The organism is Mesorhizobium sp. NPDC059025, from assembly GCF_042739655.1.
Classification (GTDB): domain Bacteria; phylum Pseudomonadota; class Alphaproteobacteria; order Rhizobiales; family Rhizobiaceae; genus Mesorhizobium.
On record NZ_JBHYIM010000009.1, the window covers coordinates 71,149 to 95,882 of the forward strand.

Below are 24,734 nucleotides of genomic sequence, written 5' to 3' on the forward strand. Positions count from 1 at the left end.
TCTGAAAGGCGCGCGAGGTGCGCAGGGTATCGAAAGCGGGATCATGACGGCAAGGAACGTGCTGACCAAGAACCAGCAGAGCGTGCTTGAGAAACTGGAAGCGGCCAATGCACCGCTCAGCGCCTATACGCTGCTCGACCAGTTGCGTGAGCGTGGTTTCCGCGCGCCGCTGCAGGTCTATCGTGCACTCGATACGCTGATGAAGGAAGGTTATGTGCATCGGCTGGAAAGCCTGAATGCTTTCGTCGCCTGCTCGGACCCGCACGATCATGGCCATGCCCACGGCCATAGCCATGGCATGACCGCGTTTGCCATCTGCGACAATTGCGGTCAGGTCACCGAATTCTGCGACGAGAAAATCGGCGAGCGGCTCCACGAATGGGTCGGTTCCGCCGGGTTCGTCGCCAAGAAGGCGGTGATCGAGTTCCGCGGCACCTGCGCCAAGTGCCGGGCGGAAGCGGCTTAGTCCTAACTGCCTTTGGTTAGCCGGCGCGTCTGACCTGCACGACTTCGGGGTTTTGGGCGTCCATGAACATGTAGGCTCTTCCAAGAAGTGCCTGCTTACCGAAATCGTCGAATTTGTTTGGTCCGAGCGGCGTGATCAGAACCTCACTCGTTGTGAGGCCGTCAAGATGCCGGCTTTCAATCTCCGGCCAGTGTTTCAGCGCTATCTCGCGAAGGACAACGTTCACGGCCGGTCGATTGTAGCTGACCAGAATATTCCCGTCGTCCATCGGTGTCGGGTTCATGTCTGGGTGGTAGTTGAATATTTCCGACAAAGTTCGCAAGGCGGCCTTTTCAGCCTCAGCCTCCGATAGCTTCCTTTCCAGGAAAGCGCAGGTGCCATGGCGGAAAACGGCAAAATCCCGCTGCCTGTCGCTGTAGTAGGCAATTCGGTCGATGATCTGGTCGATCGGTTGTTGGAAGCTTGGCCTCCAAAGCGGCACCGGTGGAAAGGCTGGCTCCGGTTTTTCCTGGGCTCGTCCTCTCCCGAGGGATACCATCCCGACAAACATGGCCAGTAGAGATCGTCGCATCATCGTTTGCAGCCCAAATTGCAGGCGTAAACTTCGCGCGCGTGCTTTCAAGCCGTCAAGACGATAGGCGGGAGGAATGGTTATTGTGGTGGAAACGTGAAAATGACTGCTACCAAGGTGACAATCAAAATCGGGCCGAGAAAATAGAGAACAGTGCGAGCGGCACCATAGCGAGCCTTGGCAGGTTGCTGCACCGGCATCTCCCGCGCCACGACAAGTCCCGTCACCGCGCCTGCGGCGGCCATGCCGAAAGTGGTGAGAACGACGAGAGTGGCAAGGCGCTCACCTGAAGGCATCGGCGTCAGGGCCGACCACAAGGCTACGGCCAGGAAGCCGAAGCCCAGGCCGAAGAAAGCGTGACCAAGGACAATTTCGAAGCGCCTCGTCATGACCACCCAAATCATTTCATGCTTGAAATAGGTTGGGCCTTCTACCAAATGGCGGAATAATTTCTAGTTAAGAGTGTGGGCCGCTGGGCGCTACAATCACTCTTGGTGAATACATTGTTGATTGCCGCAGCCATGGCAGGCTCCGGAGCCGTTTCAGGGCCATCGAGGGCGGGCTCTGTCCTGTCCTATCAAACCGTCAATGCGCCTCGTCCCAGTTGTTGGCGGCGCGCGCGTCGACCTGCAGCGGCACGGACAGTGAAACCGCCGGCATGGCTGCATTCTCCATGACCTCGCGCACAACCGGAATGGTCGCCTCGACCTCGCTCTCGACCGTTTCGAAGATCAGTTCGTCATGCACCTGCAGCAGCATGCGGGCCGACAGCCCGGCATCTTCCAGCGCCTGATCGACGCGGATCATGGCGCGGCGGATGATGTCGGCGGCCGTGCCCTGCAGGCGGGCGTTGGTCGACGCGCGTTCGTTGAACGCACGGATGGATGGGTTCGACGAACGGATTTCCGGATAATGGATGCGGCGGCCGAAGATGGTCTCGACATAGCCAAGCTCGCGCGCGGACGCCTTGGTGGATTCGATGTAGTCGCGGATACCCGGGAAACGCTCGAAATACTTCCTGATGTAGTCGGACGCTTCCTCGCGCGGGATCGACAGCTGGTTGGCGAGGCCAAATGCCGAAATGCCGTAGATGATGCCGAAATTGATCGCCTTGGCGCGGTTGCGGATTTCGCGCGGCATGCCTTCGACCGGCGTGTTGAACATTTCCGACGCCGTGGCGGCGTGGATGTCGTCGCCATTGGCGAAAGCCTGCTTCAGCTGCGGGATGTCGGCGACGTGGGCGAGCACACGCAGTTCGATCTGGCTGTAGTCGGCCGAGATCAGCTTGTTGCCCTTGTCGGCGATGAAGGCGGTGCGGATCTTGCGCCCTTCGGCCGTGCGGATCGGAATGTTCTGCAGGTTCGGCTCGGACGACGACAGGCGTCCGGTCGTCGTCGCGGCGAGTGCATAGGATGTGTGCACGCGCTTGGTCGACGGGTTCACATATTCCGGCAGCGCGTCCGTATAAGTCGATTTCAACTTGGTGACCTGGCGCCAGTCGACGATCTTGCGCGGCAGCTCGTGGCCTTCCGCAGCCAATTCCTCCAGCACCTGCGCCGTGGTGGACCATTGGCCCGACTTGGTCTTGGTGCCGCCAGGCAACTTCATCTGGTCGAACAGGATATCGCCAAGCTGCTTGGGCGAGCCGATGGTGAAACGCTCGCCGGCGATCTGGTAGATCTCGTCCTCGAGTGCCGCGGCACGCTGCGCGAAGTCTCCAGACAGCCGCGACAGCATCTGCCGGTCGACGGAGATGCCGCGCTCCTCCATCTTTGCAAGCGTCTCGACCAGCGGCCGCTCGAGCCGTTCGTAGACCGAAGCGACACGCTTGGCGGCGAGCTGCGGCTTCAGAACCTGCCACAGCCGGAACGCCACATCGGCACCTTCTGCCGAGTAGGACGTTGCGCGATCGATTTCGACGAAAGCGAAAGTCACCAGCTTCTTGCCGGAGCCGACGATGTCCTTGTACGGGGTCATCGTGCGGCCGAGCCACTTGTCAGCCAGCGAGGCGATGTCGTGGCCACCCGCCGTGCCGCCGTCGAGTACATAGGACAGAAGCATCGCGTCGTCATAAGGCTGGAGCAGCAGGCCATGTCGGCGCAGCACCAGCCAGTCGTATTTCACATTGTGGCCGATCTTGAGCACCGACGGATCGGCAAGCAAGGGAGCGAGCGCCATGCGCGCATCCTCGAACGATATCTGCTCCGGGGCCATGCCGCCGCCCAGCAGGTCGTCATCGGCGGTTCGGTGCGTGAGCGGCACATAGGCTGCGCGGCCTGGCCGCGTCGCCAGCGAGAAACCCACGAGCTCCGCCTGCATCGGATCGAGCGAGGTTGTCTCCGCGCGGAAAGCGACCGCACCGGCCTCCCTGGCTTCGGCGATCCAGGATTGCAGGGTGGCCGCGTCGCGAATGCAGACGTAGGATGCGGGATCGAATTTCGCCACGGCGGCCTGCTGGATGCGGGTTGCGACGAGCCCAGCCACTGTGCCTTCGACATTGCCCCGGCCGAGGTCCGCAGGTGCCGTCGACGCCAGCTCCACCGTCGGCTGGTTCTGCGAACGCGCAACAGCGGGCGCGCCGGCGCCGACGTCCGGTCCATGTGCGGCATCGCCGGTTTCGACCGTCAGCGCCGTTGCATCGACGGCAGCGACATCCGTATCGGTCGCCTCAGCAACACGCCGCGTCAGCGTGGTGAATTCCATTGCCTTCAGGAAGCCGATCAGCCGGGGACCGTTCGGGGGCTGAAGCACCAGCTCGTCCAGGCCCTCGACCACCGGGACATCGTTTTTCAGTGTCACCAGGTCGCGCGAGATGCGGGCCTTGTCGGCATTGTCGATGATCGACTGCCGGCGCTTTTCCTGTTTGATCTCGCCGGCGCGGGCAAGCAGCGTGTCAAGGTCGCCGAACTGTTCCAGTAGCTGCGCAGCCGTCTTCGGGCCGATGCCGGGAACGCCCGGCACATTGTCGACCGAGTCGCCGGTCAGCGCCTGCAGGTCGATCATCTTTTCCGGCGGCACCCCCCATTTCTCGATCACCTCGGGAATGCCGATCTGCCTGTCCTTCATCGGGTCATACATGCCAACGGCGGGACCGACCAACTGCATCAGGTCCTTGTCGGAGGAGATGATGGTGGCGTCGGCACCGGCCTCGCGCGCGAGGCGCGCATAGGTGGCGATAAGGTCGTCAGCTTCGAAACCTTCCATCTCGATGCAAGGCAGGTCGAAGGCGCGGGTGGCTTCGCGGATGAGGCCGAACTGCGGGATGAGGTCTTCCGGCGGGGCTGATCGGTTGGCCTTGTATTCCGCGTAGAGTTCGTTGCGGAAGGTCTTGGACGAATAGTCGAAGATGACGGCGAAATGGGTGGGCGTGATGCCGACATTGGTGTTGCGTGCATCCTGCATCAACTTCCACACCATGTTGCAGAAGCCGAGCACTGCATTGGTGGGCAGGCCGTCCGACTTGCGGTTCAGCGGCGGCAGCGCGTGATAGGCTCGGAAGATGTAGCCGGAGCCGTCGACAAGAAAGAGATGATCGCCTTTTTTCATGGCGATACGGGTAGCCCGGCAACAGGCGGCTGTCCATGGTTTAGGCCGCTGTGCCGCCGTCTCCTGACATTCTTCGAACAGCTTTCGGCTGAAGCTCTTCAGGCCGTGAGGACGGCCCGTTCGGACGCAACGCTCGCTTTGGCGGCTTTGCGATTCTTGAACTTATGACCGATCTCGATGATGGCCTGGATGGCTGGCATGAATTCGGCGCCGAGGTCGGTCAATCCGTACTCGACCGAAGGTGGCGAGGTCGGCATCACACGCCGCCACAAAACGCCTTTCTCTTCCAGATCGCGCAGCCTGGATGTCAGCACCTTGGCCGATATGGCCGGGATATCCGCCCTCAGTTCGCCGAAGCGGCGTGGCTCCGCGCTGAGGCACCAGATGATGTTGGGCGTCCATGCGCCTCCCAGCAGCGACATGCATTCGCTGAGCGGGCAGGAGTAGGGCGGCGCAACGGCCTTGTTCTTGCGGACCTTGAGCATCGTCTTTCCGGTTACCGGGGAGATACCCGATTCAACGGATCACCTCAAGTTACATGGTATCCAAAGGTTACCGTATTTGCTAGCCGTTTGGACGTTCATTCCTGAAAGAGGACCCTTGATGAAACTTTATTATTCTCCGGGCACGTGTTCGCTGTCTCCGCATATCGTGCTGCGCGAACTTGGCCACGATTTCGAACTCGAGAAGGTCGACATCCGCGCCAAGGTCACTGAAAGCGGCGGCGACTTCCGGGCGATCAATCCGAAGGGCTACGTGCCGGCGTTGAAGCTGGAAGATGGCGAAGTGCTGACCGAAGGTGTCGCGATCGTACAGCATCTGGCCGACGCTGCCGGCGCACGCCATCTGGCACCGGAACCAGGAACCCTGGCGCGTACCCGGCTTGTCGAACATCTGAACTTCATCTCGGCCGAACTGCACAAGTCCTTCGGTCCGTTGTTCCAGGGCGCTTCGGAAGAGGCGAAAGAGGCCGCGCGGGCAAAGATCGGCAGCCGGCTCGATCTTCTGGAGCAGGTCTTTGCCGATGGGCGCGATTTCCTGATGGGTGAGAGCTTCTCGGTCGCGGACGCCTATCTCTTCACCATCGTCAGCTGGGCGCCTCCGACCGGCATCGACCTCGCCAAGTGGCCTCGCGTTGCTGCGTTCGTCGAGCGTGTCGCCAAGCGTCCGGCCGTCCAAGCGGCAATGGCCGCCGAAGGGCGGGGAAAGGCGGCATGAGCGCCGAGGCTTCCCATGGTTCTGCCTTCGCGGCTGTCGCCGATGCGCTCGTCGATTACTTCGACGGGCTCTACTTCAGCGACACGGCAAGGCTCGGTCGCATCTTTCATCCGCAGGCGACCTACGCCTGCGCGACGGAGGGCAAGCTCCTGCATCGGACGATGCAGGAGTATTTTCCGATCGTCGACAAGCGGCCTTCGCCGGCCAGTCGGGGCGAGCCGCGCGTCGATCGTATCGTGTCGATCGAGTTCGCCGGCCCGGTGACCGCGTTTGTGCGACTCCATTGCGCGATCGGCGCGAAACTCTTCACCGACCTCCTGACCCTTATCCATGTCGACGGTCGCTGGCAGATCATCTCCAAGGTTTTTCATTTCGATCTGAAATCGTGAAACGAGGACGACGCCATGCCCTATGTCAACATCAAGATCACACGTGAAGGCGCGACGACGGAGCAGAAGGCCGCGCTGATCAAGGGCGTCACGGATCTCCTGGTCGACGTGCTCGACAAGAATCCGGCCACCACCGTCGTTGTCATAGACGAGGTCGAGATGGAGCATTGGGGTATCGGCGGCCTTCCGGTCGAGCAGTACCGACAAAAGGTTTCAGGCCATTCGACAAAAGACTGAAACTGCTTGACAGCCGCGGTGACGCCGCCGTCGTCGGCAAAGGACGAATGGCGCTGTTTGCTGCTGAAAACCGGCGATCATGGCCACTCACGGGCATGTTACGAAAGTGTAATGTTCGTGCCCTTGAATCGCCACGTTCGCCTACACAAATACAGGTCATCGGCAGTTTTCGCCGAAAGTCCGGAACAAGGCCCGTCCCCCGCCTATGCCGGACATCTGCGGCAGCCTTTCCCCCTCTCCGGGCTGCCGCATTGTTTCGAGTAGCGCCGCCGTGGTTCCCCCTCCACCACGGCGGCACTTTTTTGGGAGCAGGACCATCATCGAGACCCAGGAAAAGACGGCGAGCCGAAAAACGCCGAAGACGCGGAAGCGGCGTGCGCTGCTGCTCATCAATCAGAAAGCGCGGCGCGGCGACATGCCGCTCGACGGGATCATCAAAAGATTGCGCGACGGCGGACTGGAAGTCACTGTCGAGCCATTCTCGGCGTTGCCGGAACTCGCCCGCGACATCACCCGGCTGCGCGAGCAGGCCGACTGCATCATCATCAGCGGCGGTGACGGCACCGTTTCCTCCGGCGCCATGGCCGTGATGGAAAGTGGGCTGCCGATGGGCATCCTGCCGATGGGCACCGCCAACGACCTCGCTCGCACACTTGGCCTGCCGATGGACATCATGCAGGCGGTCGACGTCATCGTCGGCGGCTATGAGCGGCGAATCGATCTCGGTTCGGTCAACGGACACGCTTTTTTCAACGTGGCCAGCATCGGGCTCTCCACACAACTTGCGCAAGGCCTGAGGCCGGAAATCAAGCGCCGCTGGGGTCGTCTCGGTTATGCGATTGCCGCTTCGCGTGTCCTGTTCAAGGCAAGGCCCTTTACGGCCTGGATCCGCGAGAAGGGCGACACGGTGCGGGTCAAGACCTTCCAGATCGCCGTCGGCAATGGCCGCCACTACGGTGGCGGCAATGTAGTGGAGGCAAGTGCTGCGATCGATGACGGCTTCCTCGACCTCTACAGTCTCGAGATGAGCAATGTCTGGAAGCTGGCGCTGATGCTGCGCTCGTTCCGCTCCGGCACGCATGGCGCGTGGAATGAGGTTAGAACTGCCCGCTGCGTGCAATTCGACGTGACCACCAAGACGCCGCAGCCGGTGAACACCGACGGCGAGATCGTCACCTCGACGCCGGCATCCTTTGTCGTGCATCCCGAGGCGATCGCCGTCTATGCGCCGCCGGGCACCGATGACTGACGATAGAGCCAATCAGCCAGCCGCGGTTTTCTTTGGACGACGCATCCATTAGGGTCGCCGCGGAATCGCCCTTTCAGATCAGAAGGCCCGCAATGACCGCTCTCAATCCCGTCCTCGACCGTCTCGACAAGAACCTCGACCAGAGCCTCGATCGCCTGTTCGACCTGTTGAAGATCAAGTCGATCTCGACCGATCCGGCCTTTTCGGCGGACTGCCGCAAAGCCGCGGAATGGCTCGTCGCGGATCTCAAGTCGATCGGCTTCGACGCGTCGGTGCGGGATACTCCCGGTCACCCAATGGTAGTTGCCCATCACGAAGGCCCGGCAAATGCGCCGCATGTGCTGTTCTATGGCCATTATGACGTGCAGCCGGTCGACCCGCTCAATCTCTGGCACGACGACCCGTTCGCGCCGGCGATGAAGGAGATCGAGCCTGGCCGCAAGGTCATCACCGGCCGTGGTTCGGCAGATGACAAGGGCCAGTTGATGACCTTCGTCGAAGCCTGCCGCGCCTGGAAGGCGGAACATGGTGCGCTGCCCTGCCGCATCACCATCCTGTTCGAGGGCGAGGAAGAGAGCGGCTCGCCATCGCTGAAGCCGTTCCTCGACGCCAATGCCAAGGAACTGAAGGCGGATTTCGCCCTGGTCTGCGACACGGGCATGTGGGATCGCGAAACCCCGGCGATATCGACTGCGCTACGCGGTCTTGTCGGCGAGGAGATCACCATCAGGGCTGCAAACCGCGACCTGCATTCGGGCGAATTCGGCGGCGCCGCGGCCAACCCGATCCGCATCCTGGCCAGAATCCTGGCCGACATCCACGACGAAACCGGACGGGTGACCATTCCGGGCTTCTACGACGGCGTCGAAGAGACGCCTTCGCAGGTGCTGAAGTCGTGGGAAGCATTGGGTGAGACGGCAGAGACTTTCCTCGGTCCGATCGGTCTCTCTGTGCCTGCCGGCGAAAAGGGCCGTTCTGTGCTGGAACTGGTCTGGGCGCGCCCGACCGCCGAGTTCAACGGCATCATCGGCGGCTATACCGGCAAGGGCTTCAAGACGGTGATCGCGGCGGAAGCCTCGGCGAAAGTCTCCTTCCGCCTCGTGCACAAGCAGGATCCGGACAAGATCCGCGCTGCCTTCCGCAAGTTCGTCGAGGACCGCCTGCCGGCGGACTGTTCGGTCGAATTCCACCCGCATGGCGGCTCGCCGGCGATCCAGCTTTCCTATGACTCGCCATTCCTGACCAAGGCCAAGAACGCGCTGTCGGATGAATGGCCGAAGCCGGCAGTGATGATAGCCATGGGCGGTTCGATCCCGATCGTCGGTGATTTCCAGAATTTCCTCGGAATGGAATCGCTGCTGGTCGGCTACGGCCTCTCGGACGATCGTATTCATTCGCCGAACGAGAAGTACGATCTGAGCTCGTTCCACAAGGGACAGCGCTCCTGGGCGCGCATCCTCGACGCGTTGACCCGCTGAGACACCGGCCATGAACACCATTCGCTTCCACAAGAACGATCTGCCCGATCTCAGCCATTACGATGTCGACGCGGTTGCCATCGACACCGAGACGCTGGGCCTCAACCCGCACCGCGACCGGCTTTGCGTCGTGCAGATTTCGCCTGGCGACGGCTCGGCCGATGTCATCCAGATCGCAGCCGGCCAGAAGAAGGCGCCGAACCTGGTCAGCCTGCTGAAGAACCGCAAGGTCTCCAAGCTGTTCCATTTCGGTCGTTTCGATCTCGCCGTGCTCTACAATGCTTTCGGCGTGATGCCGGAGCCGGTGTTCTGCACCAAGATCGCGTCGCGGCTGGTGCGCACCTACACCGACCGGCACGGGCTGAAGGATATCTGCCAGGAATTGCTTGGTGTCAGCCTGTCGAAGCAGCAGCAGTCTTCAGACTGGGCGGCCGAGACGCTTTCGCCGGAGCAGCTCGAATATGCCGCGTCCGACGTGCTTTATCTGCACCGGCTGCGCGATGTCCTGGCCGGCCGATTGCAGCGTGACGGCAGGACAAAGGAAGCCGACGCCTGCTTCCGCTTCCTGCCGACCCGTGCCAAACTCGATCTCATGGGCTGGGACGAAGAGGATATTTTCGCCCACAGTTGAGCGCCCGCCGCGCTGACCCGGGTGGATGGAGCGTGATGCCGAAAAACGGGAACCGGTTTTCGGAAAAGATCATGCTCAAGTGAAAAGGTTGGAACCATGGCTGCAAGGCAACCGATCGACACCGCGCCGAAAGACGGGTCCAAGGTGACCGTTTACTGGACCGACGGTGATGGGGTGCTGAACGAATCCATCGCGCAATATCGTTCCGCCGAGAGGCTCAAAGCCCTTGGTGGCGACGTCAATCCAGCTGATGTCGGCTGGTGGGCGGCGATCGATGGCCACACCCAGAAGAAGATTGAGCCGACGAGCTGGCGTCCGGCCTCCGATGACGAGGACGACGACGCCTAGAGCGTTTCCGTTTTTCGGGGAAACGCGGAAACGCTCTAACTCTTTGTTTTTACGCAATTCCGGACGGAAAACCGCTGCGCACTTTTCCTGGAAATGCTCTAGAGCGCTTGGCTTTTCTTGGCAGGTTGAACTATCGTCCCCGCATTGCAACCGGGGCCTGATTCGCAGCTTCGCCTGGTTTTGGCCCATGTTCGAGAGGGACTGCCATGGGTGTCGAAAGTCTGATCGTCTTCCTCATCATCGGCGCGATCGCCGGCTGGCTTGCCGGCTTGATCGTCAAAGGCTTCGGCTTCGGCCTGGTCGGTAACATCGTCGTCGGTATCGTCGGCGCCTTCATTGCCGGCTGGCTGTTCCCGACGCTGGGCATCAGCCTGGGCTCGGGCATCATCGCCTCGATCATTCACGCCGCAATCGGCGCGATCATTCTTCTGGTGCTGATCAGGCTGGTCAAACAGGCCTGAGTGCCTGCCACAGTGTAAGAACACACCATCCATTCCCAGGGCATGCCCTGGGAATGACTTTGAAGAATGGTTCTCTCGTACTCGGATCGACCTTGGAGCGCTTCCATTTTCATGGGAACGCGGAACCGCTCCAGCGCTTTGTTTACGCAATTCCTGACGGAAAACCGCCGCGCACTTTCCTGAATTGCTCTAGGCGCTTCTGCGCATAGGCCTTTCATGGCTGTGATCAACCACATAGTGGCCAATCCTCTCATCGACGAGCATGCCGCTGATGCGGATGAAGCCGGCAAAGGAGCGGCGTGCATCATCGGTGCTGATCTGGCCGGCATCGGCGGCGAGACAGCAATTCATGGCACAGTTGAAAACAGGGCCGCGACGCCCTGCAGGCCATTCACGTAGGAATGCGATCGCTTCGGCAACGCCTTCGATTTCTTTGATCGGATGGCCTGGTCCACGCGAAAGCCGCACCGGCACGACAAATTGCAGGCGGTTCATTGGCTACCTCCCAGACATTGGAGCAGTATGACACTACTCCTTTGTTGGTAGGGCGAACAGGCCGCGCACGCAGGATTGATCGTCGGATTCAAAAATTGATCTTGGGGAGGTATCCAAACTGAACGGCTCGCTGCAGGGGGTGTTGCAGCGAGCCGTTTACAGGACATGGAGGGACATGCCTGACTTCAAGCGGACGAAAAACTCCTCAGGAAGTGCCCATTAACGGTCCACTCCCGGCAAAGTTCCCCGGTGAATAGTCACGAAAGAGTGACGCAGTCTGTTTTCGCAGAGTAATTGACCGAAAAGGGCATTTGAGCAGCAAAGGCGCGCCGGAGCCGGAGTGGCTCCAGCCCGCGAACCCGGTCACGACGCGGCCTGCTGCTCTCTACCAGCCGCAGCTCTTGCCTCGGTTCTGTTCCTTCAGCCAGGCTTGCAGCGGTGCGAAATAGGCGATGATCGCATCACCCGAAATTTCGCGTTGGCCGGTAAATGCCTCCAGCGCATCCGGCCAGGGCTTCGAGGCGCCCATTTCCAGCATTGCGTTGAATTTCCTGCCAACTTCCTTGTTGTTGTAGAATGAGCAGCGATGCAACGGGCCTTTCCAGCCGCTCTGCTCGCAAGCGGCTCGGTAGAACTGGAACTGCAGCACATTGGCGAGGAAATAACGCAGGTAGGGCGTGGTGGCGGGAATGTGGTACTTCGCGCCAGGGTCGAACGACGCTTCGCCGCGTTCGACCGGCGGCTTGATGCCCTGATATTTCAGGCGCAAGTCGTTCCAGGCCGTATTATAGCCTTCCGGCGTCACCGAACCGTCGAAAACGCCCCAACGCCATTTGTCGACCAGCAGGCCAAACGGCATGAAGGCGATCTTGTCCATGGCCTGACGCAGCAGCAGGCCGATGTCCTTGTCGCTGCTTGGAACCTTGTCTTTTGGCAGCAGGCCGATCTGAACGAGATATTCAGGCGTGATCGACAGCGCGATGGTGTCGCCGACCGCCTCGTGAAAACCGTCGTTCGCGCCATTCATGTGCAGGAAGTCCTGTGCCTTGTAAGCGCGCTGGTAGAAATTGTGGCCGAGTTCGTGATGGACGGTGACGAAATCCTGTCCGTTGACCTTGATGCACATCTTGATGCGCACGTCGTCCTGGTTGTCGATGTCCCATGCCGAGGCGTGGCACACGACGTCGCGGTCGGCCGGCTTCACGAACATCGACCGCTTCCAGAACGTGTCCGGCAGCTTCTGGAACCCGAGTGAAGTGAAGAAGGCTTCGCCGGTTTCGACCATCTTCCTGTCGTCGTAGCCAGCTGACTTCAGCAATTCGGTCGGGTCGTAGCCGATATCGCCGGCGCCCGCCGGCGCGACGATGTCATAGATGCCGGTCCATTCCTGCGCCCACATGTTGCCGAGCAGATCGGCACGGATCGGGCCGGTCTTGGATTGCACGGCATCGCCGTATTTTTCGTTCAGCTTGCCGCGCACATAGCAGTGCAAGTCGTCATAGAGCGGCTTCGTGTCCGCCCAGATCTTGTCGGTGAGCTTGGTGACGTCATCCGCCGGCATGTCGTATTGCGAGCGCCACATCGCGCCGACATCAGGATAGCCAAGTTCCTTGGCGCCGGCATTGGAGATCTCGACCAGCCGCTGATAGTCGGTACGCATCGGGGCGCCGACATTGTCGTGCCAACTGGTCCACATCTCCTTCAATTCTTCCGGATTGCGATTGATCGACATCTGCTCTTCGATGTCGGAGCCGTTGATCGGTTTGCCCCGCAGCGTGCCTTCGCCTTTGCCATAAGCCGACTGCAGCTTGGTGGAGATGTTGTTCAGCTGGTCGGCGGCGCCTGCCGTCGTTGGCGCCGGCAGCACTATGAAGCCTTTCAGGAGGTTGAGCTTGCGTTTGACCTCGTCGCTAAGGCCTTCGACCTTGTCGAATTTCGAGGCTTCCAGGGCGAGGCGAACCGACAGCTCGGTCTGACGAGCACCGGCTTCGGCCGCCAGCGCATCGGTGTCTTCAGTGAGGAATGTGCTGTTCACCCAATCGATCCGGTTGACCCGAACCGAATCGGCACTCAGCGCGACCTCAGCTTCCCTGAGGAATTTTTCCGTATCCTCGATGGTTGGGCTGGCTGACTGGCTAAAAGCCGGCGCTTGAGAGAGCAGGACGACCGCTGCCGCAGTCGCAAGAAGGGTACATCTCATAGACATGTCCTCCACGTCCCGGCCCGCCGAGGCCGAAGCTACGGCAAGTACGGACAGGGTCAAGGGTACGTGCGCGCAATCTCGCGGATCGAATGGTCCAGCTCGCCTGTGCGCTGGCCGAAGCTTCCCTTAACCCGCCTTTAAACCGCCTCATCTAGTCTTCACCGAAGCGCCATCGGCATCGGGACTATCGGCAGCGCGCATGGCGGACCGCAGGGACAAACGCATCGAGCCCAGCTTCGACGGGCCGTCGCAGACGGCTTCTTCGACGGGATTCTCGGTGCGGGAAGAGGACCGCGTCGTGCCGGGAAACCGTAAATCCTCCAGCAAACGTGGCACGGCCAAAGCGAAGGCGGCTCGTGGCAGCCGGCGCAGGCGCAGCAAGACCGGTCTGTTCGGACGGCTGCTTTACTGGTGTTTCGTGCTGGCCATCTGGGGCGGTATCGCCGTTGCCGGCGTCGTCGTCTACTACGGGGCCAAGATGCCTGCGGCGACCACGTGGTCGGTGCCAGACCGTGCGCCCAACATCAAGATCGTCGATGTCGATGACCAGTTGATCGCCAACCGCGGCATGAGCGGCGGCGAGGCGGTCGGGCTCAACGAGATGTCGCGCTATATTCCCGAAGCCGTCATCGCCATTGAGGATCGGCGTTTCTATTCCCATTACGGCATCGACCCGATCGGCTTTACCCGCGCGGTGGTGACCAACCTCATCGGTGGTCACCTGCGGCAAGGCGGCTCGACATTGACGCAGCAGCTCGCCAAGAACCTGTTCCTGACACCGGATCGCACACTGGAGCGCAAGGTGCAGGAGGTTCTGCTCGCCATCTGGCTGGAGCAGAAGCACACCAAGGATCAGATCCTGGAGATGTATCTGAACCGGGTCTATTTCGGCTCCGGTGCGCACGGCGTCGAAGCCGCCTCGCGCCGCTACTTTGGCAAGAGCGCGCGCGACGTGACGCTCTCCGAGGCAGCGTTGCTGGCAGGCCTGTTGAAAGCGCCGTCGCGTTTCTCGCCGGCGCGCGATCCCAAGGCGGCCGAGAGCCGTGCACAGCTGGTGCTCGGCGCCATGCGCGAAGAGGGCATGATCAGCGACAAGGAACTGAAAACGGCGATGGCGGCTCCGGCCGTGCGCGCGCCGTCCTACTGGACCGGCTCGGAAAACTATGTCGCCGACGCCATCGTAGAAGAGCTGCCGACCCTGATCGGCGACGTGCGCGGCGACATTGTCGTGGAAACGACGGTCGACCTGACGCTGCAGAAACTCGCCGAGAAGTCGATCCGCGAGTTGATCGACGCGAAGGGCAGCAAGCTCAATGTTACTCAGGGCGCGCTGGTATCGATCGACAATTCCGGCGCGGTGCGGGCAATGGTCGGCGGCTACGACTATTCGACCAGCCAGTTCAATCGCGCCTCCGAAGCGCGGCGGCAGCCCGGCTCTGCCTTCAAGCCCTTTGTCTACATGACGGCTCTTGAGGCCGGCCGCACGCCCGACAGCGTGCGCAACGATGCGCCGATCCGCATCGGCAACTGGTCGCCCGACAACTTCAAGGGCAAATATTATGGCAAGGTCACGCTGGCGACTGCGCTTGCCAAATCGCTGAACTCGGTGGCTGCGCAACTGACCATGGAAGTCGGTCCCGACGCGGTCATCGATACCGCGCACCGCATGGGCATCCAGTCCGATCTGCAGAACAACACCGCAATCGCGCTCGGTACGTCGGAGGTGACGCCGCTGGAGTTGACCTCGGCCTATGTGCCGTTCGCCAATGGCGGGTTCCGGCCGGAGGTGCATTTCGTGCGCCGGATCACCGACGGCAACGGCAAAGTGCTCTACAAGGCCAAGGAAGGGTCGGCGCCGCGCGTGGCGCGAGCCGAGATCATCGGCATGATGAATTCGATGATGTCGGGCACCGTCGAGGTCGGGACCGCCAAGAAAGCCGCCTTCGGCTGGCCTTCCGCCGGCAAGACTGGCACCAGCCAGAATTCGCGCGATGCCTGGTTCGTCGGCTACACCGCCAATCTGACTACCGGCGTCTGGTTCGGCAACGATGATGGCACCGCCATGAAAAACGTGACCGGCGGTGCACTGCCGGCGCAGGCGTGGCATGAATTCATGATGGCTGCGCATCAAGGCGTGCCGGTTAAGCCGCTGCCCGGCACCTGGCGTTCGACGCCTTCCGACACCATCGTGCAGGACGATATCCCGCTTGATCTGACGCCGCCGGCACCGGTGCCCGGAGGCGTTCCATCGGCCTCGGCGGACCAGCCGGCGCAACAGCGCGCAGTTCGCCAGCAGGCGCAGGACACAGCGATGCCACGTGACAATGGCAGCACCGCCTCGATCGATCATCCGGTGCCGCCAGGCGACGTCGGCGGGCCGACAAAAAAGCGCGGCACCTCGATCCTGGATATCCTGGGCGGCGGCTAAGCCCCGCATTGCCCTGCGGGAAACCTTCTCGCGCTAATCTTGCGTGCCGCTGAGTTTCGCAAGAATGGAGACGAGCTGCGGCGCCATCGAACTGATCTCGTCCTGATGGATACCGGAAAGCGCCTGCAGGCGCTTTTCGCTCTCGGGCGTGAGCGTCAGCAGCACCCGCCGGCCGTCATTCGGATCGGGTCGGCGGCGCACGAGACCTGCTTCCTCCAGCCGATTGGCGAGTTCCGCCGCCGTGTGCTGCCGCACCAGCAGCCGCGTCGCCAGATCGCCGATTGACAAGCCGTCGGCCTCACCGACGCCCTTGATCGTCAGCAGAGCCTGATGCTGCTGGGCTGTCAGGCCGGCCTCGCTTGCCGCCGCCTCGCTGAAGGCAAGGAACCTGCGGATCGCATAACGGAACTCGGCAAGCGACCGATAGTCGACGCTTTCCGCGCCACCCGCCCGAAGTCGCCCTGATCCTGCTTTCGGTTTTTTGATCACCGGGTCGTTTCCTTCTCCGAATTTATATCGTAATACGATATAAGTTCATCAACAGTGCTGACATCATGCCTACATCGACCGAAATCCATAAGCCAGCCAATGCCGGGCCAGGCCGCCCGACTCGCCAATTCTCCCCCGCATACCCCATTCCCAGGCCCGGCGATTTCACCGCCGATGCGCGTGTGCTGATGCTGATGGCAATCGCCGTCGTCGTCGGCACCGCATCTGTCGGTACCGCCTGGATACTGCTCCGGCTGATCACCCTCTGCACCAACATGGCGTATTACGGACGTTTCTCCCTGGAAGCCTTGCCGATCGCCGGTTCGCCGCTTGGATGGGGAATGGTTGGAGTACCGGTTGTCGGTTGCCTGATCATCGGCCTGATGGCGCGTTTCGGCTCGGAGAAAATCCGCGGCCACGGCATACCGGAGGCGATCGAAGCGATCCTGATCGGGCAGAGCCGGATCAGCGCCAAGGTTGCGGTGCTCAAGCCGCTTTCATCGGCAGTCTCGATCGGTACCGGCGGTCCGTTCGGCGCGGAGGGTCCGATCATAATGACGGGCGGCGCGGTTGGCTCGCTGATTGCGCAGATGATCCACCTCAGCTCCAGCGAACGCAAGGCGCTGCTGGTGGCGGGCGCTGCCGCCGGCATGACCGCGATCTTCGGCACGCCGCTTGCAGCGGTACTGCTGGCGGTCGAGTTGCTGCTGTTCGAATGGAAGCCGAGGAGCTTCCTGCCAGTGGTCGTCGCGGTGGCCGTTGCCGCGGCCGAACGCACGCTGCTGCTCGATCCGGCGCCGCTTTTTGCCTATGCCGGCCAGATGGAGCCTTCGCTGCCGGCCTTCCTGTCATGGATGACGGTCGGGCTTGCGATGGGGCTGGGTTCCGGCCTGCTGACGGCCATGGTCTATGGCACCGAAGACCTGTTCGAGAAGCTGCCGATCCACTGGATGTGGTGGCCGATATTCGGCGGTCTTGTCGTCGGTCTCGGCGGCTTGATCGAGCCGGCGGCCCTGGGCGTTGGTTACGACAACATCCGCCATCTGCTCGCCGGCGACCTCGTTTTCCAGGCAGCGCTGCTGCTGCTCGTCGTCAAGGCGATCATCTGGGCGGTGGCGCTGGGGTCGGGCACATCCGGCGGCGTGCTGGCGCCATTGCTGATCTTCGGTGGAGCGCTCGGTGCGCTGCTGTCGCCTGTGCTGCCACAGGCCGATGGCGGCTTCTGGGCGCTTCTCGGCATGGCGGCGATGATGGGAGGCACGATGCGCGCGCCGCTGACGGCAACGCTTTTCGCGATCGAGCTGACGGGAGACCAGCATGCGTTGCTGCCTTTGCTGGTTGCCTGCGCGATCGCCTATGCCACCACGGTGCTGCTGCTCAAGCGGTCCATCCTCACCGAGAAGATCGCCCGTCGCGGTCTTCACATCACGCGCGAATACCAGGCCGATCCGTTCGAACAGGCCTGGGTCAAGGATGTGATGGTGAAGGAGCCGGACGTGATCGATGCGTCGTGGACGGTGGGTGAAACGATCGACTACTTCATGAGCGCCGATCATCGCCATAAAAGCTATCCTGTCATCGCATCGGACCGGACCGTCACGGGGATGGTCTCACGGGGAGACGTACTGGCCTGGCTTGGCGAACACAGCGGCGTCGATCGTGCCGCCTCCCTTGGCGACATGCTCGTCGAGGAGCCCCTGTTCGGCAGACCGGACGAACTGGTCGGTCATCTGGCGGACCGCATGGCGGAAAACGGGATCGGCCGCGTGCCGGTAATCGACGCGTCAGGCAGGCTGGTGGGCCTGGTTGCTCGCAAGGATCTGCTGAAGGCGAGGGCGCGGCGCGTCGCCGAGGAGCGCGACCGCGCAAGGTTACTCAGGCGGCAACCCGCCGTTCGCAAGGCAGTGAAGGCGAAACCGGCTAACTCCAGTTAACGGGCTAGAGCATTTTGTAGCCAAGTGGAATCACTTGGCGTTACAAAAATGCGACGAAAACAAAACTTAGAGCGTTTCCGCGTTTCCGTGAAAAACGGAAACGCTCTAGGTTGCCGGCACCGGATCGGTTGCGGGTTTCTCCTGCCGATCCGGCTCCGGTTTCATCACGGCCTCGACAATGCCACGTGCGATTTCGCGCTCGCCCATGATGACGGTGTTGGCCCCGAGCCCTTCCAGGTGCTCCACCTCGGCGTCGGAGTGGGCGCGGGCGACAATCTCGATCGTCGGGTTGGCTGCTCGTGCCAGAAGCGCAATGCGACCGGCTTCGAAGGCATTCGGGATGGCCAGGATCAGCCGCTTGGCCAGGCTGGGATTGGCTGCGGCGAAGACGTCCTCCTTGGCGGCATTGCCCATCACGGTCTCTATGCCGTCGGCTTTCAGGCGGCCAATCGTCTTATCCGCGTCTTCGACAACGAGGAAGGGCTCATTGGCCTGTTTCAACGCGGCACCGACAAGGCTGCCAACACGGCCATAACCGATCAGGATGGTGTGGTTGGTCAAGGTGGTGGGAGCTGGAGCATCGTCCTCTTCCGGCTTCTCGCCCGTGGTTGCCACCTGTCCGATCGTCGTAGCCGGGCCGATTGGGGCGGCAGCCGCTGCCGCACTCTCACCGCCACGTCGCTGCTCCAGCCATGGCTTCAGCCGGTCGACCACCAGGAACATCACCGGGTTCAGGATGATGGAGAGGATGGCGCCGACCAGGATCAGGTCGCGGCCTTCCTCGGGCAAAAGCTTCAGGCCGACCCCGAGTTCGGCGAGGATGAAGGAGAACTCGCCGATCTGCGCCAGGCTGGCGGAAATGATCAACGCCGTCGCGATCGGATAGCCGAACAGCAGCACGATGGCGAAGGCCGCCAGCGACTTGCCGATGACGATGATGAAGAGCGTACCCAGAACCGGCCAGATGTGCTGCATCACGCTGAACGGATCGAACATCATGCCAACCGAAACGAAGAACAGCACGGAAAAGGCGTCGCGCAGCGGCAGCGATTCCTCGGCGGCGCGGTGGCTGAGTTCGGATTCGCTCATCACCATGCCGGCGAAGAAGGCACCAAGCGCCAGCGAAACCCCGAACAGCTTGGCGGCGCCGAAGGCGACGCCAAGCGCCACAGCGAGCACGGCCAGCCGGAAGAGTTCGCGCGATCCGGTGTGGGCGACATAATGCAGGACCCAGGGGATGACCCGGCGTCCCACCACCAGCATCAACACCACGAAGGCGACCACCTTGGCCAAGGTGACGCCGACCACGCCCCAGACTCCATAGCTGGCGGTCAGCCCATAGAGACCGCCTGGAGGAGGGGCCTGATCCACTCCGCCGAGCACGCCCGCGAGCGCGGGCAAAAGCACCAGCGTCAACACCATGGCAAGGTCTTCGACGATCAGCCAGCCGACGGCGATGCGGCCGCGCTCGGTCTCGACCAGCCGGCGTTCCTGCAGCGCACGCAGCAGCACCACGGTGCTGGCTACCGAAAGCGCCAGGCCGAACACGAGGCCGGCGCCTAGCGACCAGCCGAGCATCCAGGCCAGTCCCCAGCCGAGCAAGGTGGCGAAGCCGATCTGCACCACCGCACCGGGTAGCGCGATGGCACGTACGGAAAGCAGGTCCTTCATCGAGAAATGCAGGCCGACGCCGAACATCAAGAGAATGATGCCGATCTCGGCGAGTTCGAGCGCAAGACCCTGATCGGCAACGAAACCGGGGGTATTGGGGCCCACCAGGATGCCGGCCAGCAGATAGCCGACCAAAGGCGGGATGCGGAACCGATTGGCTATGGCGCCAAAGACAAATGCCAACCCCAGACCGACGACAATGGTTGCGATAAGGGGAGTGTCATGCGGCATGGTCGATGGAGCGCCCTTCTGGTCTGACGATGTCGGATAAGCGCCGCCCTAAGCCGTCGCCTTCTTGCACTATGGGGATGGCGACGGTGCCGTGCAACCCCGCGAGGTCATTGAAATGCATGCGAAATGCACGAGGAGGGAGATTTGGCGGGACCCATGGTCATTCCGATGTACCGAGGCTTAATTCTACTAAATAGATAGAAATTAGAAAAATGTGTTTTGCGGAGGGCGCCCGCGCACGCTAGAAGGACCGCGAAAAGATATAAAGGGCCGATCCCGTCGATCGGTTTTTGGCGTTGAGAGAAAATTTTTCTCCGACCCCTGATGCTTTCAGAAAAGAGATTGCATCCATAACGAAGGCGCGCGAGTGCGTTCCTTCTGATCTTTCTCGCATGCGCGTAGAAATGCCAGCCTGTTCAGGGTCTTACCGCAATGCCGCATACCACTCCCAAGCTCAATGCTTTTCCCGTCTTCATGCGGGTGGAGGGCGAAGCCGTGGTCATCGTCGGCAGCGGCGAGGAGGCATTGGCCAAGGCGCGGTTGATCAGCCAGTCCAGCGCCCATCTGCGCATCATCGCTGAACATGTGGAACCGGCGCTGCGCGCCTGGATCGCCGAGAACAATGCCAGCCACATCGCTGAGGCCTATCGCAGCGCGCATCTGGCCGGTGCCGTGCTGGTTTTCGCCGCAACCGGCGAGGAGGCGTTCGACCGTCGCGTTTCGAACGATGCGCGCGTGCTGAACATCCCGGTCAACGCCGTCGACCGTCCGGAACTGTGCGATTTCTTCACGCCGGCCCTGGTCAATCGCGCACCCGTGGCCGTTGCCATCGGCACCGAGGGGGCCGGCCCGGTGCTGGCGCAGATGATCCGTGCCCGTATCGATCAATTGTTGTCGCCTTCGCTCGGACCGCTGGCGGCCCTCGCCGCAACCTTCCGCGAGGCGGCCGAACGCATCCTGCCCAAGGGCAATCGCCGTCGTCGCTTCTGGGCCGATTTCTTCGCTGGTTCGCCCGCGCGCGCCGTCGAGGCCGGCAATCTGGCTGCGGCCCATGATGCGGCCTCCAGGCTGCTGGTTTCCAACTCCGTGTTCAGCGGCCACATCGCGCTGGTCGGCGCCGGACCGGGCGCTGAAGATCTGCTCACCCTGCGCGCCCAGCGTCTTCTCATGGAGGCCGATGTCATCGTGTACGACGCGTTGGTGCCGGAAGCGGTCGTCGCCATGGGCCGCCGTGACGCGGAACGCCTGCCTGTCGGCAAGCGCAAGGGCTGCCATTCGAAGTCGCAGTCCGAGATCAATGCCCTGCTGGTTTCGCTCGGCCGTGAGGGGCGGCGTGTGGTGCGGCTTAAGAGCGGCGACCCGCTGGTGTTCGGCCGTGCCGGCGAGGAAATGGCCGCGCTGCGTGAAGCCGGTATCTCCTACGAAGTCGTACCCGGCGTCACCGCTGCGTTCGCCGCCGCCGCCGATTTCGAGTTGCCGCTGACCCTGCGCGGCGTGACCTCGTCGATGGTGTTCACCACCGGCCACGATCTCAAGGGCGGAACGTTGCCGGACTGGGCGAAGCTTGCCATCTCCGGTGCGACCGTTGCGGTCTACATGGGACGCAGCGTTGCCGCCGATGTCGCCAGCCGGCTGATCGAAGCCGGCCTTTCGCCGGATACAGCGGTTGCGGTCGTCGAGAATGCCAGCCTCGCCAATCGGCGCCGGTTCCATGGCACGCTGGCTGACCTGCCGTCGCTGGAGGCGCGCAGCGACCTCTCCGGCCCGGTCATGACCGTCATCGGCGATGCCGTTGCCGGCGCCAATTTCAACCATTCCGAGCCGCTCGCGGCCGGCAAGTACCAAGACGCCGGACTGCCGGTCGTCCAGGGGGCCGTATCATGAAGATCCTGACCGCGAACCGCCTCACCGATGGTGAGGCTGTCTGGTATGCAGGCGGTGCCTGGGCCGAGACAATCGACAGTTCGGAACTTGCCGCCGACAAGGCCGCAGAGGAACGTCTGGAAGCCATCGGCGCCGCCTCCTTTGCCGCAAATGAAGTGGTCGACGTCAACCTGATCGACGTCGAGATCGTGGACGGCGCCATTCATCCGTTGCGCCTGCGCGAGAGAATCCGCGCGGCCGGCCCCACCAACCGCAATGATCTCGGCAAACAGGCACGCCCGACCGCAGCCTGATCACGACAAGCGGGTGCTTCGGCATCCGGAGGACAAGACATGTATCGCTACGACGAGTTCGACCATCAGTTCGTTCAGGCCCGCGTCGCCCAGTTCACCGATCAGGTGGAGCGCCGCCTTGCCGGCGAGATCACCGAGGACCAGTTCCGGCCACTGCGTCTGATGAACGGTGTCTATCTGCAACTGCACGCCTACATGCTGCGCATCGCCGTTCCCTATGGAACGCTGTCGTCGAAGCAGCTCAGGATGCTCGCCCATATCGCGCGCAAGTATGACAAGGGCTACGGCCATTTCACCACGCGCCAGAACATCCAGTTCAACTGGCCGGCGCTGTCCGACATTCCGGCGATCCTGGCGGATCTCGCCTCGGTCGAGATGCATGCCATCCAGACCAGCGGCAATTGCATCCGTAACGTGACCGCCGACCATTTCGCCGGCGCTGCTGCCGACGAGGCTGCCGATCCGCGCCCCTATGCCGAGATTCTGCGCCAGTGGTCTTCGGTGCATCCCGAGTTCTCCTATCTGCCGCGCAAGTTCAAGATCGCGGTGACCGGTGCGGAGCGTGACCGCGCCGCGATCCAGACTCATGACATCGGCCTGCATCTGAAGAAGAACGCGGCCGGAGAGCTCGGATTTGCGGTCTATGTCGGCGGCGGCCAGGGGCGCACGCCGCTGGTGGCCAAGAAGATCCGGGATTTCCTGCCGGAAGAACATCTTCTGTCCTACTGCACGGCGATCCTGCGCGTGTACAATCTCTATGGACGCCGCGACAACAAGTACAAGGCGCGCATCAAGATCCTGGTGCACGAGACCGGCGTGGAGGAATTCACGCGTCAGGTCGAGGCCGAATGGGCGGAGCTGAAGGATGGCGAACTGACGCTGCCCGAAGCCGACATCAAGGCGATCGACGCCTATTTCGCGCCGCCGGCACTGCCGGCGCGGCCCGAGGGCGACGAGGCCATCAAGCTGGCGCGGCTGGATTCACGCAGCTTCTCCGAATGGCTCGACCAGAATGTCGTTACCCATCGCAATCCGGATTATGCGGCGGTAACGATTTCACTGAAGGGTATTGGCGAGGTGCCGGGCGATGCCTCCGACAGCCAGATGGATGCGGTTGCCGATCTTGCCGAGACATATGCATTCGACGAAGTGCGCGTCAGCCATGAGCAGAACCTGATCCTGCCGCATGTCGCGCGCGCCGATCTCAAGGCGATCTACGACAGGCTGGCGGAAATCGGACTGGCGACCGCCAATTCGGACCTGATTTCCGACATCATCGCCTGCCCCGGTCTCGACTACTGCGCGCTGGCCAATGCACGCTCGATCGTCGTGGCGCAGAACATCTCCAGGCGTTTTGCGTCGCTGGAACGGCAGCGCGACATCGGCGAGCTCAAGCTGAAGATTTCCGGTTGCATCAACGCCTGCGGCCATCACCATGTCGGCCATATCGGCATTCTCGGCGTCGAGAAGAAGGGGGCGGAACTTTATCAGGTCACGCTCGGCGGTTCGGCGGATGAACACACCTCGGTCGGCGAGATCATCGGCCGTGGCTTTGGCCCGGACGAAATCACCGACGCCATCGAAACGGTTGTCGAGACCTATCTCACCATCCGCCTCGACAGGTCGGAAAAGTTCCTCGATGCCTATCGCCGCGTCGGACCGGCGCCGTTCAAGGAGGCGCTCTATGCTGGCGAAGCCAAGGCCGCTTGATCAGGCTGTTCCCGGAGAAAGCGGCGTGGCGGCGCAGGCCGTCGTCTATGAGGCGCTATACGGGCATTTGAGCGCGCACGAGATCATCGAGCGAGCTGCGTTGGACCTTTTTCCCGGTGAACTCGCAGCCGTGTCCTCCTTCGGCGCAGATTCGGCAGTGCTTCTACACCTGATCGCGGAGGTCGACAGGCATCTGCCGATCATCTTCCTCGATACCGGCAAACATTTCGAGGAAACGTTCGACTATCGCGACGCGCTGGCCGCCGATTTCGGCCTGATCAACATCCAGGTCGTGACGCCTGACGAGGCGGCGCTGGCCCGGATCGATCCGAGCGGCAAGCTGCACGAAACCAACACCGATGCATGTTGCGATGTGCGCAAGGTGGAGCCAATGGCACGCGGCGTCGAGCCGTATCGTGCCTGGTTCACCGGGCGCAAGCGCTTCCAGGCTTCAACCCGTGCGGCACTGCCAGCGTTCGAAGCGGTCGGCTCGCGCATCCGCATCAATCCGCTGGCGCGGTTCACGACCGCTGACCAGGCCGACTATATGCGCCAGCATGCGCTGCGCGAAAACCCGCTTGTCGCCTATGGCTACCTGTCGATCGGTTGCTTCCCATGCACGCAGCCGGTGCAGCCAGGTGAAGATGCCCGCTCAGGACGCTGGGCCGGCCACGCCAAGACCGAATGTGGCATTCACCTCTCCGGCCTGGAGAAGTCGCTGACGGATGCATCGCTGTGAATGAAGGGAATAGGGAATAAGCCAGTAGGGCAGACACATTACCCGCTGCCTTGATCCCTACTG

23 protein-coding genes are annotated in these 24,734 nt (G+C 62.1%); 15 read left to right on the forward strand and 8 right to left on the reverse strand.

The annotated features are described in order from the left end of the window. Window positions 1-43: 43 nt before the first annotated feature. Window positions 44-466 (forward strand): transcriptional repressor, encoded by a 423-nt coding sequence (locus ACFWYE_RS21045; RefSeq protein ID WP_379066515.1) that lies wholly within the window; start codon window positions 44-46, stop codon window positions 464-466. 16 nt (window positions 467-482) lie between these two features. On the opposite strand, the gene ACFWYE_RS21050 is transcribed toward ACFWYE_RS21045, so the two are convergent. The 4 genes from ACFWYE_RS21050 to ACFWYE_RS21065 all read right to left on the reverse strand — a co-directional run bounded on the left by ACFWYE_RS21050 (window position 483) and on the right by ACFWYE_RS21065 (window position 5,068). Beyond that, complete coding sequence (locus tag ACFWYE_RS21050) at window positions 483-1,040, reverse strand: hypothetical protein (protein WP_379066517.1); 558 nt, start codon at window positions 1,038-1,040, stop codon at window positions 483-485. A 77-nt stretch (window positions 1,041-1,117) separates the two neighbouring features. Next, the gene (locus ACFWYE_RS21055) at window positions 1,118-1,441 is read right to left on the reverse strand and encodes a hypothetical protein (RefSeq protein ID WP_379114064.1); all 324 of its coding nucleotides are present in this window, start codon (window positions 1,439-1,441) and stop codon (window positions 1,118-1,120) included. 181 nt (window positions 1,442-1,622) lie between these two features. Further along, a complete protein-coding gene (gene polA, locus ACFWYE_RS21060) occupies window positions 1,623-4,583 on the reverse strand; it encodes a DNA polymerase I (protein WP_379114066.1) in 2,961 nt (986 codons plus the stop codon). Between the two features lie 98 nt (window positions 4,584-4,681). Beyond that, window positions 4,682-5,068, reverse strand: coding sequence for a winged helix-turn-helix transcriptional regulator (locus tag ACFWYE_RS21065; protein WP_379066523.1), 387 nt, complete (start codon window positions 5,066-5,068; stop codon window positions 4,682-4,684). A 118-nt stretch (window positions 5,069-5,186) separates the two neighbouring features. Between ACFWYE_RS21065 and gstA the strand changes: the two genes are divergently transcribed. The 8 genes from gstA to ACFWYE_RS21105 all read left to right on the forward strand — a co-directional run bounded on the left by gstA (window position 5,187) and on the right by ACFWYE_RS21105 (window position 10,594). Beyond that, window positions 5,187-5,801, forward strand: a complete 615-nt coding sequence (gene gstA / locus ACFWYE_RS21070) for a glutathione transferase GstA (RefSeq protein ID WP_379066525.1) — start codon at window positions 5,187-5,189, stop codon at window positions 5,799-5,801. Then, window positions 5,798-6,190, forward strand: coding sequence for a nuclear transport factor 2 family protein (locus tag ACFWYE_RS21075; protein ID WP_379114068.1), 393 nt, complete (start codon window positions 5,798-5,800; stop codon window positions 6,188-6,190). Before gstA ends, ACFWYE_RS21075 begins: the two co-directional genes overlap by 4 nt. 15 nt (window positions 6,191-6,205) lie before the next feature. Beyond that, window positions 6,206-6,427, forward strand: a complete 222-nt coding sequence (locus ACFWYE_RS21080; RefSeq protein ID WP_379114070.1) for a 4-oxalocrotonate tautomerase family protein — start codon at window positions 6,206-6,208, stop codon at window positions 6,425-6,427. A 319-nt stretch (window positions 6,428-6,746) separates the two neighbouring features. Continuing rightward, on the forward strand, window positions 6,747-7,676 hold the full coding sequence (locus tag ACFWYE_RS21085; protein ID WP_379114269.1) for a lipid kinase: 930 nt from the start codon (window positions 6,747-6,749) through the stop codon (window positions 7,674-7,676). 92 nt (window positions 7,677-7,768) lie between these two features. After that, the gene (locus tag ACFWYE_RS21090; protein ID WP_379114072.1) at window positions 7,769-9,154 is read left to right on the forward strand and encodes a M20/M25/M40 family metallo-hydrolase; all 1,386 of its coding nucleotides are present in this window, start codon (window positions 7,769-7,771) and stop codon (window positions 9,152-9,154) included. A gap of 10 nt (window positions 9,155-9,164) precedes the next feature. After that, the gene (locus ACFWYE_RS21095) at window positions 9,165-9,785 is read left to right on the forward strand and encodes a ribonuclease D (RefSeq protein ID WP_379066533.1); all 621 of its coding nucleotides are present in this window, start codon (window positions 9,165-9,167) and stop codon (window positions 9,783-9,785) included. A 96-nt stretch (window positions 9,786-9,881) separates the two neighbouring features. After that, window positions 9,882-10,133: a hypothetical protein gene (locus ACFWYE_RS21100; protein ID WP_379066535.1), complete on the forward strand. Its 252-nt coding sequence runs from the start codon at window positions 9,882-9,884 to the stop codon at window positions 10,131-10,133. 206 nt (window positions 10,134-10,339) lie between these two features. Continuing rightward, entirely contained in the window at window positions 10,340-10,594 is a 255-nt protein-coding gene (locus ACFWYE_RS21105; RefSeq protein WP_379066536.1) for a GlsB/YeaQ/YmgE family stress response membrane protein, read from the forward strand. A gap of 189 nt (window positions 10,595-10,783) precedes the next feature. On the opposite strand, the gene ACFWYE_RS21110 is transcribed toward ACFWYE_RS21105, so the two are convergent. Beyond that, window positions 10,784-11,089: a DUF982 domain-containing protein gene (locus ACFWYE_RS21110; protein ID WP_054309651.1), complete on the reverse strand. Its 306-nt coding sequence runs from the start codon at window positions 11,087-11,089 to the stop codon at window positions 10,784-10,786. Window positions 11,090-11,474: 385 nt separating this feature from the next. Continuing rightward, the gene (locus ACFWYE_RS21115) at window positions 11,475-13,289 is read right to left on the reverse strand and encodes a M2 family metallopeptidase (RefSeq protein ID WP_379066538.1); all 1,815 of its coding nucleotides are present in this window, start codon (window positions 13,287-13,289) and stop codon (window positions 11,475-11,477) included. A 202-nt stretch (window positions 13,290-13,491) separates the two neighbouring features. Between ACFWYE_RS21115 and ACFWYE_RS21120 the strand changes: the two genes are divergently transcribed. After that, on the forward strand, window positions 13,492-15,720 hold the full coding sequence (locus ACFWYE_RS21120) for a transglycosylase domain-containing protein (RefSeq protein WP_379114074.1): 2,229 nt from the start codon (window positions 13,492-13,494) through the stop codon (window positions 15,718-15,720). Between the two features lie 33 nt (window positions 15,721-15,753). On the opposite strand, the gene ACFWYE_RS21125 is transcribed toward ACFWYE_RS21120, so the two are convergent. Further along, complete coding sequence (locus tag ACFWYE_RS21125) at window positions 15,754-16,209, reverse strand: MarR family winged helix-turn-helix transcriptional regulator (RefSeq protein WP_379066542.1); 456 nt, start codon at window positions 16,207-16,209, stop codon at window positions 15,754-15,756. A 65-nt stretch (window positions 16,210-16,274) separates the two neighbouring features. On the opposite strand from ACFWYE_RS21125, the gene ACFWYE_RS21130 reads away from it, so the two are divergent. Next, window positions 16,275-18,143 (forward strand): chloride channel protein, encoded by a 1,869-nt coding sequence (locus ACFWYE_RS21130; protein WP_379114076.1) that lies wholly within the window; start codon window positions 16,275-16,277, stop codon window positions 18,141-18,143. 105 nt (window positions 18,144-18,248) lie between these two features. Here the strand turns inward: ACFWYE_RS21130 and ybaL are convergent, their stop codons facing one another. Further along, window positions 18,249-20,045: a YbaL family putative K(+) efflux transporter gene (ybaL, locus tag ACFWYE_RS21135; RefSeq protein WP_379066546.1), complete on the reverse strand. Its 1,797-nt coding sequence runs from the start codon at window positions 20,043-20,045 to the stop codon at window positions 18,249-18,251. 432 nt (window positions 20,046-20,477) lie between these two features. On the opposite strand from ybaL, the gene cysG reads away from it, so the two are divergent. Genes cysG through ACFWYE_RS21155 form a run of 4 tightly spaced genes read left to right on the forward strand, consistent with a single transcriptional unit; the run spans window position 20,478 to window position 24,671 of the window. Beyond that, window positions 20,478-21,929, forward strand: coding sequence for a siroheme synthase CysG (gene cysG / locus ACFWYE_RS21140; RefSeq protein WP_379114078.1), 1,452 nt, complete (start codon window positions 20,478-20,480; stop codon window positions 21,927-21,929). Then, window positions 21,926-22,222 (forward strand): DUF2849 domain-containing protein, encoded by a 297-nt coding sequence (locus tag ACFWYE_RS21145; protein WP_326890156.1) that lies wholly within the window; start codon window positions 21,926-21,928, stop codon window positions 22,220-22,222. Before cysG ends, ACFWYE_RS21145 begins: the two co-directional genes overlap by 4 nt. Before the next feature lie 39 nt (window positions 22,223-22,261). Then, the gene (locus ACFWYE_RS21150; protein WP_379066548.1) at window positions 22,262-23,932 is read left to right on the forward strand and encodes a nitrite/sulfite reductase; all 1,671 of its coding nucleotides are present in this window, start codon (window positions 22,262-22,264) and stop codon (window positions 23,930-23,932) included. Then, window positions 23,907-24,671: a phosphoadenylyl-sulfate reductase gene (locus ACFWYE_RS21155; RefSeq protein WP_379114080.1), complete on the forward strand. Its 765-nt coding sequence runs from the start codon at window positions 23,907-23,909 to the stop codon at window positions 24,669-24,671. The genes ACFWYE_RS21150 and ACFWYE_RS21155 overlap by 26 nt, the downstream gene beginning before the upstream one ends. Window positions 24,672-24,734: the final 63 nt, after the last annotated feature.

Coding starts and splice junctions, on each gene's coding strand:
- ACFWYE_RS21065 (WP_379066523.1), bottom strand. CDS start 5,068: ATGCTCAAGGTCCGCAAGAACAAGGCCGTTGCGCCGCCCTACTCCTGC.
- cysG (WP_379114078.1), top strand. CDS start 20,478: ATGCCGCATACCACTCCCAAGCTCAATGCTTTTCCCGTCTTCATGCGG.
- ACFWYE_RS21110 (WP_054309651.1), bottom strand. CDS start 11,089: ATGAACCGCCTGCAATTTGTCGTGCCGGTGCGGCTTTCGCGTGGACCA.
- ACFWYE_RS21130 (WP_379114076.1), top strand. CDS start 16,275: ATGCCTACATCGACCGAAATCCATAAGCCAGCCAATGCCGGGCCAGGC.
- ACFWYE_RS21145 (WP_326890156.1), top strand. CDS start 21,926: ATGAAGATCCTGACCGCGAACCGCCTCACCGATGGTGAGGCTGTCTGG.
- ACFWYE_RS21150 (WP_379066548.1), top strand. CDS start 22,262: ATGTATCGCTACGACGAGTTCGACCATCAGTTCGTTCAGGCCCGCGTC.
- ACFWYE_RS21075 (WP_379114068.1), top strand. CDS start 5,798: ATGAGCGCCGAGGCTTCCCATGGTTCTGCCTTCGCGGCTGTCGCCGAT.
- ACFWYE_RS21105 (WP_379066536.1), top strand. CDS start 10,340: ATGGGTGTCGAAAGTCTGATCGTCTTCCTCATCATCGGCGCGATCGCC.
- ACFWYE_RS21120 (WP_379114074.1), top strand. CDS start 13,492: ATGGCGGACCGCAGGGACAAACGCATCGAGCCCAGCTTCGACGGGCCG.
- gstA (WP_379066525.1), top strand. CDS start 5,187: ATGAAACTTTATTATTCTCCGGGCACGTGTTCGCTGTCTCCGCATATC.
- ACFWYE_RS21050 (WP_379066517.1), bottom strand. CDS start 1,040: ATGATGCGACGATCTCTACTGGCCATGTTTGTCGGGATGGTATCCCTC.
- ybaL (WP_379066546.1), bottom strand. CDS start 20,045: ATGCCGCATGACACTCCCCTTATCGCAACCATTGTCGTCGGTCTGGGG.
- ACFWYE_RS21115 (WP_379066538.1), bottom strand. CDS start 13,289: ATGAGATGTACCCTTCTTGCGACTGCGGCAGCGGTCGTCCTGCTCTCT.
- ACFWYE_RS21100 (WP_379066535.1), top strand. CDS start 9,882: ATGGCTGCAAGGCAACCGATCGACACCGCGCCGAAAGACGGGTCCAAG.
- ACFWYE_RS21090 (WP_379114072.1), top strand. CDS start 7,769: ATGACCGCTCTCAATCCCGTCCTCGACCGTCTCGACAAGAACCTCGAC.
- ACFWYE_RS21055 (WP_379114064.1), bottom strand. CDS start 1,441: ATGATTTGGGTGGTCATGACGAGGCGCTTCGAAATTGTCCTTGGTCAC.
- ACFWYE_RS21155 (WP_379114080.1), top strand. CDS start 23,907: ATGCTGGCGAAGCCAAGGCCGCTTGATCAGGCTGTTCCCGGAGAAAGC.
- ACFWYE_RS21045 (WP_379066515.1), top strand. CDS start 44: ATGACGGCAAGGAACGTGCTGACCAAGAACCAGCAGAGCGTGCTTGAG.
- ACFWYE_RS21080 (WP_379114070.1), top strand. CDS start 6,206: ATGCCCTATGTCAACATCAAGATCACACGTGAAGGCGCGACGACGGAG.
- polA (WP_379114066.1), bottom strand. CDS start 4,583: ATGAAAAAAGGCGATCATCTCTTTCTTGTCGACGGCTCCGGCTACATC.
- ACFWYE_RS21095 (WP_379066533.1), top strand. CDS start 9,165: ATGAACACCATTCGCTTCCACAAGAACGATCTGCCCGATCTCAGCCAT.